The following is a 12,404-nucleotide window of genomic DNA, read 5'->3' as shown; positions in this document are numbered from 1 at the left end:
GCGGGCGGTTCACTTTGCCGAATTCACCGATTCGAGGACGGGAAGCACGATGACAGCGACGCGCCACGTGAGCCGGCCAGGTCCGGTGCGATGGATGTTTTATCTGGGCATGGTGGTGGCGATTGCGTGGCTGGCGACGCAGGCGTTTTATTTCGCGCAGATTGCGGTGTGGAATTCCGTTAATCCTTCTTCGACGGCTTTTATGCGGTCGGATGCGTGGCGGTTGTCGCAGGATCGGCCGGATCTGGCTTTGCAGCATACGTGGGTGCCGTATGAACAGATTTCGCACAATCTGAAGCGGGCGATTATTGCTTCTGAAGATGCGAATTTTGTTAATAACAATGGTTATGAAACCGATGCTATTTTGCAGGCTTGGGAGCGGAATAAGGCCAAGGGTAAGATTGTTCGCGGTGGTTCCACCATTACTCAGCAGCTGGCGCGGAATCTGTTTTTGTCTCGGGAGAAGAGTTATATCCGTAAGGGGCAGGAGCTTATTATTACCTGGATGCTCGAGACCTTGATGGATAAGCAGCGGATATTTGAAATCTATCTCAACTCCGTTGAATGGGGGAATGGGGTTTATGGGGCTGAAGCCGCGGCTCATTATTATTATAAAACTTCGGCCAGTAAGCTGACCGCCGGGCAGTCGGCCAGGTTGGCGGTTATGCTGCCGCAGCCTAAGTATTTTGATGAGCATCGAGGGTCAGGGTATTTGGCGCAGCGGTCCAGGGTTATTGCTCGGCGTATGGGCGCTGCTGAATTGCCCGATTAATCGGGGTTTTTGCCTGCGCGGCGCTTTGGTGGTGTTTTTTATGGTGTTTGCCTTTCCTTGCTTTGCTTCTGGTCTATTAGCGTTTGCCCTGTGCAGGCGGCACTTACTTTCTTTGCCGCCGCAAAGAAAGTAAGCAAAGAAAGCGGGCTCACACCGCTAATTCTTAAGCGGGTCTCCCGCACAGCCACGGTAGTGGCTCATCTGGAATCTGGGCTCTCGCGCATTCCGCGTTCGTGACACAGCAGTCATTCATCCGGCGGCGCTCCGCGCGCTGTCGCGGTTGTTCATGCACGGCCCCTGCTAAGCGGGGCCCTCGCGCAGCAGCGGTAGTGGCTCATCTGGAATCTGGGCTCTCGCGCATTCCGCGTTCGTGACACAGCAGTCATTCCTCCCGCCTCGCGCTGCGCGCTCGCCGGAACGGTCCGCTGGAATAGTGGCCACGCTTGCGTAGCGAGCGCTCTCGATTTCGACTCGACGAAGCGCCGTGAATGTACTTGGCGTCTTATATTCGGCGCAAATGCACGTGCTTTGCGTGCAGAAGTCCGGGCGCACCTCACGCACCGGAAATGCCGGTGTCGGAGCGGTGTAGCTTCATCAACACGACAAATAATCTGCGCTTGAAATTGTGCTGCGTTAATACCGAAAGCGACAATGCACATTCAGCAAATCGGGCACCCCAAAAGGCGTGCCCGTCTGTGTTTTCGAGTGCGGTTCATGATCGCGGTTTTTTCCGTCGCGACGAAATTGCCGCGAGTCACTTTCAGTGCGTAACTACCGGACGCCGCGATGATGTTTTCGAGCGAACTCGCTTGTTCGGAATCGAACCGGTTGCAGAAGTATTCTCGCTATTCTCTGATGACTGTTGCGCGGCTTTTGTCAGGAGCTCCGTTGCGTGGCGCGCCGTAAGTTGCATTTGAGGAACACCCTTCGAATCAAGCGCGATGATGCCGTACAACTCACGGTCCACCTCGACCTCTTGACGATATTCCTCGGCGGTTTCGACCCAAAGTCCGAGTAGCGTTCGCTGGCGTGTTCTTTCGTCGAGCGTGATGGCTGGGTTCTGGTAAATCGAAGTCGCTAGCGTCGACAGTGTATTCAGTTGCGCTATTTGCCGTTCAACAAGCCGGAAAGCAGATAACGCCAGTTTCTCGTACTGAATCGCGTCAATACACGGCCGTGATGCGGTTCGAGAATTCTTGGGGGATTTGCTCATGTGCGATCTCCAATGCTGTGGAGTTCCACGTGCGACAGGCTTCGAAACCTGTTTGTCGTGACATGCACAACAAAACGAGTCTAAAACCTACGGCCCGACGAGTGATCACCCGCGCAGGCTAAATAGCGCGCAGTGGCCTGATTTCCGAAATTTCTCAACAGACTTGTCAGAGTTAAAAGTAATCAGCGATGCCGATTGAATCTGCGTTACTTGTGCGCAATGGCGATTGCTTGAGAGTTTGCGACAGCGTGCTTGCCGCTGTCTGAAAACTGACGTCGTTTCGACGCCGGCCGTTCCGGCGAGCGCGCAGCGCGAGGCGGGAGGAATGACTGCTGTGTCACCGGCGCGGAATGCGCGAGAACCCAGATTCCAGACGCACCACTACCGCGGCTGCGCGAGGACCCCGCTTGGCAGGGGCCGTGCGTGAACGACCGCGACGGCGCGCGCAGCGCCGCCGGAAGAATGACGGCCTTGTCACAAGCGCGGAATGCGCGAGAACCCAGATTCCAGATGAGCCACTACCGTGGCTGCGCGAGGAACCGCTTAGCAGAGGCAGTGCGTGAACAACCGCGACGGCGCGCGCAGCGCCGCCGGAAGAATGACGGCCTTGTCACGAGCGTGGAAGGTGCGAGGACTCAGATTCCAGATGAGCCACTACCGTGGCTGTGCGGGGGACCCGCTTAAGAATTAGCGGTGTGAGCCCGCTTTCTTTGCTTACTTTCTTTGCGGCGGCAAAGAAAGTGAGTGCCGCCTGCACAGGGCAAACGCTAATAGACCAGAAGCAAAGCAAGGAAAGGCCAACACCGCGAGAACCCAGCCCAAAACGAGCCCAAACCGAACCCATAGCACCAAAAAATCCCATTATATGAATCCAGCACTCACATATTGGAGCTTTCCAAAAACCGCCCTAGAATCCACTCCAACACGCACAGCGGCGACAAAAAAGTCCCCGCCCAAGCGACAGCAACAAAAAAAACCGGAGACAAACCAAACCATGCCAACCAATCGAAGGCAGCCCCACCACGCCAGTGGCAAAGCGTGCAAAGCGGGCAAATCAGGCCACCTCTCCGGCCCCGCGCTGTAAGCGCAAAAAACCATCGAAAAGCGAATCGCCATGAACAAAGCGATGCCCCACGCCGCGAGCGCGTCCGAAGCTGACCTGGCGCTGCCAGCCGACCACGGAACGCAGGCTGCCGAGCGTGAGCCGATCACGGCCAAACCGCCGCACGCAGCCAGCAATGCAAACGCAAAAGCGAGCGCAAACGCCAGCCCAAAAGCGACCGCGCCCACCCAGCGCCCAGCAGCCGACGAAATCGCCCTCCCCAGCACGCTGCTAGACATCACCCCGCAACAAGCCGGCACACAAACACTGCTCCGCGGTCTCGCGATTCTCGAAGCCGCCGCCGCCGGCGTACGCGATCTGCGCACCTTCGGCGCCGCGCTCGGCACGACCCGCAGCACCACGCATCGGCTGGTCAGCAGCCTCGTCCAGGCGCGCTACCTGCGTCAGGTGCAAGGCGGCTATCTGCTCGGCCCGAAACTGATCGAACTCGGCACCATCGCGCTCGAACAGATGCCGCTTACGGCGGTCGCGCGTCAGCATCTCGAATCGCTCGCGGAACAAACGCTCGACACGATTCACCTCGGCGTGCGCGACGGCGACGACGTGCTCTACATCGACAAAATCCCCGGCACCCGTGGCCTCGAAATGCGCTCGCGCGTCGGTCACCGTATGCCGCTGGCGTCGACGGGAATCGGCAAGGCGATGATGCTCGACCTCACGCCCGACGTCTGGAAGTCGCTGTTCGACGCGTCGCGTCGCGCGCTCGCCGGCGTCAGCTTCAAACCGGATAACCGTCCCGACGCGCAGACCTTCATGCAGCGCATGACCAGCTACGCAGCCGGCGGCTATACCTTCGATCTCGAAGAAAACGAGGCATCGATCCGCTGCGTCGCGGCGCCCGTGCGCGATGCGTCGGGCGCCGTCGTGGCGGCGCTTTCCGTGGCGAGCACGATTCCGTATATGTCGCTGGAACGGATGGATGAACTGATCCCGGTCGTGCAGCGCGAAGCGCGCGCAATCTCGGAAGAACTCGGCTGGCGTGCCCCGCAACCCGCAACTCGCAGGATCAAACGATGAAGTCAGCGGGTTCCTCCACACCGGCTAACCCTCCCGTCGCCGCACAAGCGGTAGAGGTGGCGGATGTCGTCGCGGCCAATTTCAGCCAGGCCGCGCTGATCGCGCTCGACTGGGGCACGACCTCGCTGCGCGCGTATCTCTTCGACGCAAACGGTCAAGTGCTGGCCACGCACGCCTCGACGGCCGGCATCATGAATCTGCCGCGTCCCGCTGAACAAGGCGGTTTCGACGCGGCTTTCGAAGACGCCTGCGGCGCGTGGCTCAAGCAGGCGCCCGGCGTGCCGGTGATCGCAGCCGGCATGGTCGGCAGCGCGCAGGACTGGGTCGAAGCGCCGTACGTCGAGGCGCCGGCGAGTGCCGAAGCGCTGGTGGCCGGCATCGTCCGAGTGAAAGCGGCATGCGGCGTGACGCTGCATATCGTGCCGGGCGTGCTGCAACGCGGCGAGTTGCCCAACGTGATGCGCGGCGAAGAGACGCAGATTTTCGGCGCGCTCGGCCAGGAAGCGAACACGGATACCGCCGCCAAACGCGCCCTGATCGGCCTGCCCGGCACGCACGCCAAATGGGCGATCGTGCAAGCCAACCGCATCGAACGTTTTCACACCTTCATGACCGGCGAAGTATTCGCGGCGCTGCGCGATCACACGATCCTCGGCCGCACGATGCTGACGCCGGACCATGCGGACACCGCCGCCTTCCTGCATGGCGTGAAAATCGCCCGCGACCGGGGTCAGGCTGGTGTGCTCGCCACGATCTTCAGCACCCGCACGCTCGGTCTCACCGGACAACTGTCGCGCGAACAGCAACCCGACTATCTGTCGGGCCTGCTGATCGGCCACGAACTGGCCGGCCTCGAAGCCGTGCTGATGCAGCAACAGAATTCGGTCGCGGGACAAAGCCTGCGTCTGATCGGCAATGAAGCGCTGTGCGAACGCTATCGCCTCGCACTGGCGCAATTCGGCTGCACCCAGGCGGAACTGGTCAAGCACGCCACCGAGCGCGGCCTGTGGCGCGTCGCCTCGCAGGCGGGACTGGTCAATCCGGCCGCCCACGCGGCACGCGCCGGCTAAACGGCCACGCCGCCGCTCACGAAACAAGGAATCGACATGCAACCTCATATCAATCTGCCCGCACCGTATATGCCGCACGCGGGTCTGATCGCGGCCTTCGAGGCATGTACGCTGATCGCGATCATGCGCGGCGTGACGCCCGCCGACGCGGCCGACCACGCTCAGGCGCTCTATGAAGCGGGCTTTCGCATCGTCGAAGTGCCGTTGAATTCGCCGCAGCCGTTCGACAGCATCGCGGCGATCCGCAAGGCGTTGCCGGCCGACGCGATCGTCGGCGCGGGCACCGTGCTGCATCCGAGCTTCGTCAACGAAGTGAAGTCGGCGGGCGGCGAGCTGATCGTCATGCCGCACAGCGACCCGGAAGTCGTGATCGCCGCGAAAGCGCAAGGCATGGCCTGCTCGCCGGGCGTCGCGACGCCGAACGAAGCCTTCATCGCGCTGAAGAACGGCGCGGACGTGCTCAAGATGTTCCCCGCCGAACAGCTCGGCTGCCAGGTCGTGAAAGCATGGCGCGCGGTGATCGCGGCGCAGGTGCCGCTGGTGCCCGTCGGTGGCATCACGCCGGACAACATGGGGCCGTTTCTTAGCGCCGGCGCGAACGGTTTCGGCCTCGGCTCCGCGCTGTACAAGCCGGGCCAGAGCGCGGCCGTGACGAGCTCGCATGCGAAGGCGTTCATCAACGGTCTTCGGATTGCCCGCGCCGGGGCGAAGAAATGACACGGCTCGCCGGCAAAGCCGCGTTGATCACTGGCGCCGGGCGCGGCATTGGCGCGGCGATCGCGCTTGCCTTCGCCCGCGAGGGCGCGGCGGTCGTGCTGGCGGAGCTGGATCTCGACAGCGCGCAGCAGACGGCGGAACGCATCCGCTCGCAAACTGGCGCGCGCGTGCTCGCGGTGCGCACCGACGTCACTCAGTCCGCCTCGGTTCAGCACGCGGTGAGCGAGGGCGAACAGGCCTTCGGCCAACAACTGGACGTGCTGGTGAACAACGCCGGCATCAACGTGTTCTGCGACCCGCTGACCATGACCGACGACGACTGGCGCCGCTGCTTCGCGGTCGACCTCGACGGCGTGTGGAACGGTTGCCGCGCGGTGTTGCCGGGCATGGTGGAACGCGGCGCGGGCAGCATCATCAATATCGCGTCGACGCATTCGTTCAAGATCATTCCGGGCTGCTTTCCGTACCCGGTCGCGAAGCACGGCGTGATTGGCCTGACGCGCGCGCTCGGCATCGAATACGCGCCGCGCAATGTGCGGGTCAACGCGATCGCGCCGGGTTACATCGAAACGCAATTGACGCATGACTGGTGGAACGAACAAGCCGATCCGGCGGCGGCGCAGCAGGCCACGCTCGATCTGCAGCCGATGAAACGCATCGGTCGTCCGGAAGAAGTGGCAATGACGGCAGTGTTTCTCGCGTCGGACGAAGCGCCGTTCATCAACGCCAGTTGCATCACCGTGGATGGCGGTCGCTCGGCGCTGTATCACGACTGATTTCTGCAGCACCTTTGCATCGGTTTCGCAGTACCCAAATTGCGCTGGGGCGCAATGAGTTCACCGGACGACGCGCTGGCCGCGTGTGTCATACCCGGTACAAGAAGACGCGGCCAATAACCTTCTCGTTATCAATTAATTAGTCAGGAGACACGCATCATGAAACGTAGAATTTTCCTCACGCTGGCAGCAGCGGCGACGGGTGTGCTCTTCAACGCACCGGTGGCGCAGGCGGCGGACCCGGTCAAGATCGGCTTCCTCGTGAAGCAGCCGGAAGAACCGTGGTTCCAGGACGAATGGAAGTTCGCCGAAATGGCCGCCAAGGAGAAGGGTTTCACGCTGGTGAAGATCGGCGCGCCGTCGGGCGAGAAGGTGATGAGCGCAATCGACAACCTGGCCGCCCAGAAGGCGCAAGGCTTCGTGATCTGCACGCCCGACGTCAAGCTCGGACCGGGCATCGTCGCGAAGGCGAAGGCCGACGGCCTGAAGATGATGACGGTGGACGATCGTCTGGTCGACGGTGCGGGCAAGCCGATCGCGTCGGTGCCGCATATGGGCATCTCGGCGTACAACATCGGCAAGCAGGTCGGCGACGGCCTGGCCGCGGAAATCAAGAAGCGCGGCTGGGACATGAAGGATGTCGGCGCGATCGACGTGACCTACGAACAACTGCCGACCGCGCATGACCGCACCAGCGGCGCGACCGACGCACTGGTCGCCGCCGGCTTCCCGAAGGCGAACATCGTGATGGCGCCGCAAGCGAAGACCGACACGGAAAACGCCTTCAACGCCGCCAACATCGCGCTGACGAAGAACCCGCAATACAAGCACTGGGTGGCCTACGCCCTGAACGACGAAGGCGTGCTCGGCGCGGTGCGCGCAGCGGAAAGCCGCGGCTTCAAGGCGGACAACATGATCGGTATCGGCATCGGCGGCTCGGACTCGGCATTGAACGAGTTCAAGAAGTCGACGCCGACGGGCTTCTACGGCACGGTCATCATCAGCCCGAAGCGCCATGGCGAAGAAACCTCGACGCTGATGTACGACTGGATCACGCAAGGCAAGGAACCGCCGATGCTCACGCTGACAACCGGCATGCTGGCTACGCGTGACAACGTCGCCGACGTGCGCGAAAAGATGGGCCTCGCGTCGAAGTAAGGCGTCAGCAAAATCGCAGCAAACGCAGTGCGATGAAGTGAACTGCCGGTGCGTCGTTTCTCCAGGGATTGGGCGCACCGGCAGCAGCAATACAAGATAAGCAGGATGAGTAGTTGAGACAAACAGAGGAGGCGGAAGTGTCAGCGACGCTACGTTTTGACAATATCGGCAAAGTCTTTCCAGGCGTGCGTGCGCTCGACGGTGTGTCCTTCGACGTCAACGTCGGCCAGGTGCACGGCCTGATGGGCGAAAACGGCGCAGGGAAATCGACCCTGCTGAAGATACTCGGTGGTGAATATCAGCCCGACTCGGGCCGCGTCATGATCGACGGCAACGAGGTGCGCTTCACCAGCGCGGCTTCGTCGATCGCGGCGGGGATCGCGGTGATTCACCAGGAACTGCAATACGTGCCCGATCTGACGGTCGCGGAAAACCTGCTGCTCGGCCAACTGCCGAACTCGCTCGGTTGGGTCAACAAGCGCGAAGCCAAACGCTTCGTGCGCGAACGGCTCGAAGCGATGGGCGTGGCGCTCGATCCGAACGCGAAGTTGCGCAAGCTCTCGATCGCGCAACGGCAGATGGTCGAAATCTGCAAGGCGCTGCTGCGCAACGCGCGCGTGATCGCGCTGGACGAGCCGACCAGTTCGCTGTCCCATCGCGAGACCGAAGTGCTGTTCAAGCTGGTGCGCGACCTGCGCGCCGACAACCGCGCGATGATCTACATCTCGCACCGCATGGACGAGATCTACGAGTTGTGCGACGCCTGCACGATTTTCCGCGACGGCCGCAAGATCGCGTCGCATCCCACGCTTGAGGGCGTGACGCGCGACACCATCGTCAGCGAGATGGTGGGGCGTGAGATCAGCGACATCTATAACTACTCGGCGCGGCCGCTCGGCGAAGTGCGCTTCGCGGCGAAAGCGATCGAAGGCCATGCGCTCGCGCAGCCGGCCAGCTTCGAGGTGCGGCGCGGCGAGATCGTCGGCTTCTTCGGTCTGGTGGGCGCGGGCCGCAGCGAACTGATGCACCTGGTGTACGGCGCGGATCACCGCAAGGCCGGCGAAATCGTGCTCGACGGCAAGCCGATCAAGGTGCGCAGCGCGGGCGAAGCGATTCGCCACGGCATCGTGCTGTGCCCGGAAGACCGCAAGGAAGAAGGCATTGTCGCGATGGCGACCGTGTCGGAGAACATCAACATCAGTTGCCGTCGTCACTATCTGCGCGCGGGCATGTTCCTCGACCGCAAGAAAGAAGCGGAAACCGCCGACCGTTTCATCAAGCTGCTGAAGATCAAGACGCCGAGCCGTCGCCAGAAAATCCGTTTTCTGTCGGGCGGCAACCAGCAGAAGGCGATTCTGTCGCGCTGGCTCGCCGAGCCGGATCTGAAGGTGGTGATTCTCGACGAACCGACGCGCGGCATCGACGTCGGCGCGAAGCACGAAATCTATAACGTGATTTACCAGTTGGCCGAACGCGGCTGCGCGATCGTGATGATTTCGTCGGAGTTGCCGGAAGTACTCGGCGTGTCCGACCGGATCGTCGTGATGCGCCAAGGTCGGATTTCCGGCGAACTGTTACGCAAAGATGCATCGGAACAAACTGTGTTGAGCCTCGCGTTGCCGCAAAGCTCGACCGCACTACCCGGAACCCAGACCGCCGCTCAGCAGGCAGCCTGACCATCATTTGGACGAAAGTCCGGCAACCCGTGGGGAACGGGAGGAGTCTTCAACATGCAAGCTAGAGAAAACCTCGCGCAACAAGCCGTCAAAGGCGCGGCCGATGCGCTGATTCCGCAGACCACCGACAAGACGAAATGGTGGCAACACGTCACCGAGTACAGCCTGATCGTGATTTTCGTGGTGATGTTCGTCACGATGTCGCTCACGGTCGACCATTTCTTCTCCATTGAGAACATGCTCGGTCTCGCGCTGTCGATCTCGCAGATCGGCATGGTCGCCTGCACGATGATGTTCTGTCTCGCGTCGCGCGATTTCGATCTGTCGGTGGGTTCGACGGTCGCGTTCGCCGGCGTACTCTGCGCGATGGTGCTCAACGCGACCGGCAACACCTTCATCGCGATTATCGCGGCGGTGGCGGCGGGCGCGGTGATCGGTTTCGTCAACGGCGCGGTGATCGCGTATCTGCGCATCAACGCGCTGATCACCACGCTCGCGACGATGGAAATCGTTCGCGGTTTCGGCTTCATCGTGTCGCACGGTCAGGCGGTCGGCGTGTCGTCGGAGACCTTCATCGCGCTGGGCGGGCTGAGCTTTTTCGGCGTGTCGCTGCCGATCTGGGTCACGCTGCTGTGCTTCATCGTGTTCGGCGTGATGCTCAACCAGACCGTGTACGGCCGTAATACGCTGGCAATCGGCGGCAATCCGGAAGCGTCGCGTCTGGCCGGTATCAATGTGGAACGCACGCGCGTCTACATCTTCCTGATCCAGGGTGCGGTGACGGCGCTGGCCGGTGTGATTCTGGCGTCGCGTATTACGTCGGGTCAGCCGAATGCCGCGGAAGGTTTCGAGCTGAACGTGATTTCGGCGTGCGTGCTGGGCGGCGTGTCGCTGCTCGGCGGACGCGCGACGATTTCCGGCGTGGTGATCGGCGTGCTGATCATGGGCACGGTCGAAAACGTGATGAACCTGATGAACATCGACGCGTTCTATCAGTACCTCGTTCGTGGCGCGATCCTGCTGGCCGCAGTGCTGCTCGACCAGTTGAAGAACCGCGGTTCGCGGGATTAACTTACCTAGCTCTGAAAGGAATCGAACGATGTCGTCTCCGGCCAATGCAAACGCCCGTCTCGCGGACACCGCGTTCGCGCGCTATCCGAGTCTCGTCGACCGTACGGTGTTGATCACGGGCGGCGCGACCGGCATCGGCGCATCGTTCGTCGAGCATTTCGCGGCGCAGGGCGCCCGCGTCGCGTTCTTCGATATCGACGCGAGCGCCGGCGAGGCGCTCGCCGACGAACTCGGCGATTCGAAACACAAACCGCTGTTCCTGCCCTGCGATCTGACCGACGTCGACGCGCTGCAAAAAGCGATCGCCGACGTCAAAGCCGCGCTCGGCCCGATCCAGGTGCTGGTGAACAACGCGGCGAACGACAAACGCCACCAGATCGGCGAAGTCACACGCGAGTTTTTCGACGCGGGTATCGCGGTGAATATCCGTCACCAGTTCTTCGCGGCGCAGGCGGTGATGGAAGACATGAAGGCCGCCAACAGCGGCTCGATCATCAATCTCGGCTCGATTAGCTGGATGCTGAAGAACGGCGGGTATCCGGTCTACGTGATGTCGAAATCGGCGGTGCAGGGTTTGACACGCGGCCTCGCGCGCGACCTTGGGCACTTCAATATTCGCGTGAATACGCTGGTGCCGGGCTGGGTCATGACGGAGAAGCAGAAGCGCCTGTGGCTCGACGACGCGGGCCGTCGTTCGATCAAGGAAGGCCAGTGCATTGACGCGGAACTGGAACCGGCCGATCTGGCGCGCATGGCGCTTTTCCTCGCCGCCGACGACAGCAAAATGATCACCGCACAAGACCTCATCGTGGACGGAGGCTGGGCGTGACGGCGAGTCCGCGCACGCAGCCGGCCGCGCTGCTGCTCGATACGCAATGCACGCTCGGCGAAGGCGCGACGTGGTGCGCGAGCACCGGCCGCTTTTACTGGACGGATATCGAAGGCGCCTGTTTGTGGCGCTACGACCCGAGCGACGGCGACACGACGCAATGGCGCATGCCGGAGCGGCTCGCCACGTTCGCGCTGTGCGCGGACCCGCGCTATCTGCTGCTGGGTCTGGCCACGCATCTGGCGTTTTTCGATCTGACGACGGGCAAGACGCGCCGAATCGTCGACGTCGAACCCGGCATGAACACGCGCGTGAACGACGGTCGCTGCGACCGCCAGGGGCGCTTCGTGTTCGGCACGAAAGACGAAGGCTCGCCGTTGCAGGCGGTGGGCGGGTTTTATCGGTTGAATCACGATCTGTCGCTGGAGCGCTTGCCGTTGCCGGCGCCAGCTATTTCGAACAGCATCGCGTTCAGTCCCGACGGCGCCACGATGTACTACTGCGATTCGCCGACGCGTGAAATTCGCGCCTGCGACTATCACGCCGACGGCAGCGTCGCGAACGACCGTCTGTTCACCACGCTGACCGACGCCACCGGCGAACCCGACGGCTCGACCGTTGACCGCGACGGCGGATTGTGGAACGCGCAGTGGGGCGGCCGGCGCGTGGTGCGTTACGGCCCCGACGGCGTGGAAACGGAGCGCGTCGACGTGCCGACCGCGCAGCCCAGTTGCGTCGCGTTGGGCGGCGCGTCGCAGGGAACGACCGACGGGCGCGCGCAGCTCGACACGCTTTACGTCACCAGCGCGCGCATCGGTCTCGATGCTGCGGCGCTCGCGAACGACGCAGGCGCGGGTGGCGTGTTCGTCGCGCGTGTCGAAAGGGCGGGTTTGCCGGAAGCGGTGTTCCAAGGTGCGCCCGCATAGCGCAGAATGACGCAGCCGCTTTTTCAGGGCGGCGGCTTGGGGCGGTAGCGTCGATT

The 12,404-nt window shown here is 62.2% G+C and carries 11 protein-coding genes; 10 read left to right on the top strand and 1 reads right to left on the bottom strand.

What is annotated here, in order from left to right:
• Positions 1-49: 49 nt before the first annotated feature.
• The gene (mtgA, locus tag FA94_RS07930) at positions 50-772 is read left to right on the top strand and encodes a monofunctional biosynthetic peptidoglycan transglycosylase (protein WP_035548687.1); all 723 of its coding nucleotides are present in this window, start codon (positions 50-52) and stop codon (positions 770-772) included.
• A 760-nt stretch (positions 773-1,532) separates the two neighbouring features.
• On the opposite strand, the gene FA94_RS37865 is transcribed toward mtgA, so the two are convergent.
• The gene (locus tag FA94_RS37865; protein WP_081935763.1) at positions 1,533-1,985 is read right to left on the bottom strand and encodes a hypothetical protein; all 453 of its coding nucleotides are present in this window, start codon (positions 1,983-1,985) and stop codon (positions 1,533-1,535) included.
• Positions 1,986-3,099: 1,114 nt separating this feature from the next.
• Between FA94_RS37865 and FA94_RS07925 the strand changes: the two genes are divergently transcribed.
• From FA94_RS07925 to FA94_RS07885, 9 genes are all read left to right on the top strand, one after another.
• Entirely contained in the window at positions 3,100-4,125 is a 1,026-nt protein-coding gene (locus tag FA94_RS07925) for an IclR family transcriptional regulator (protein ID WP_035548684.1), read from the top strand.
• Positions 4,122-5,195, top strand: a complete 1,074-nt coding sequence (locus FA94_RS07920; protein WP_035548681.1) for a 2-dehydro-3-deoxygalactonokinase — start codon at positions 4,122-4,124, stop codon at positions 5,193-5,195. Before FA94_RS07925 ends, FA94_RS07920 begins: the two co-directional genes overlap by 4 nt.
• 36 nt (positions 5,196-5,231) lie before the next feature.
• Positions 5,232-5,912: a 2-dehydro-3-deoxy-6-phosphogalactonate aldolase gene (locus FA94_RS07915; protein WP_035548679.1), complete on the top strand. Its 681-nt coding sequence runs from the start codon at positions 5,232-5,234 to the stop codon at positions 5,910-5,912.
• On the top strand, positions 5,909-6,688 hold the full coding sequence (locus FA94_RS07910) for an SDR family oxidoreductase (RefSeq protein WP_035548676.1): 780 nt from the start codon (positions 5,909-5,911) through the stop codon (positions 6,686-6,688). The genes FA94_RS07915 and FA94_RS07910 overlap by 4 nt, the downstream gene beginning before the upstream one ends.
• A gap of 159 nt (positions 6,689-6,847) precedes the next feature.
• Positions 6,848-7,846 carry an arabinose ABC transporter substrate-binding protein gene (locus FA94_RS07905; RefSeq protein ID WP_035548675.1) on the top strand — a complete coding sequence of 333 codons (999 nt, stop codon included), beginning with the start codon at positions 6,848-6,850 and terminating at the stop codon, positions 7,844-7,846.
• A 137-nt stretch (positions 7,847-7,983) separates the two neighbouring features.
• The gene (araG, locus tag FA94_RS07900; protein ID WP_035548672.1) at positions 7,984-9,522 is read left to right on the top strand and encodes an L-arabinose ABC transporter ATP-binding protein AraG; all 1,539 of its coding nucleotides are present in this window, start codon (positions 7,984-7,986) and stop codon (positions 9,520-9,522) included.
• A gap of 54 nt (positions 9,523-9,576) precedes the next feature.
• A complete protein-coding gene (gene araH / locus FA94_RS07895) occupies positions 9,577-10,593 on the top strand; it encodes an L-arabinose ABC transporter permease AraH (protein ID WP_035548669.1) in 1,017 nt (338 codons plus the stop codon).
• Positions 10,594-10,621: 28 nt separating this feature from the next.
• Complete coding sequence (locus FA94_RS07890; RefSeq protein ID WP_035548666.1) at positions 10,622-11,422, top strand: SDR family NAD(P)-dependent oxidoreductase; 801 nt, start codon at positions 10,622-10,624, stop codon at positions 11,420-11,422.
• On the top strand, positions 11,419-12,348 hold the full coding sequence (locus tag FA94_RS07885) for an SMP-30/gluconolactonase/LRE family protein (protein WP_035548663.1): 930 nt from the start codon (positions 11,419-11,421) through the stop codon (positions 12,346-12,348). Before FA94_RS07890 ends, FA94_RS07885 begins: the two co-directional genes overlap by 4 nt.
• The last annotated feature ends 56 nt before the right edge of the window (positions 12,349-12,404 follow it).

Source organism: Burkholderia sp. 9120 (genome assembly GCF_000745015.1).
In the GTDB taxonomy this organism is placed as follows: Bacteria; Pseudomonadota; Gammaproteobacteria; order Burkholderiales; family Burkholderiaceae; genus Paraburkholderia.
Note: the sequence above shows the minus strand (reverse complement) of the source record. Positions and strands in the feature narration are given on the sequence as shown.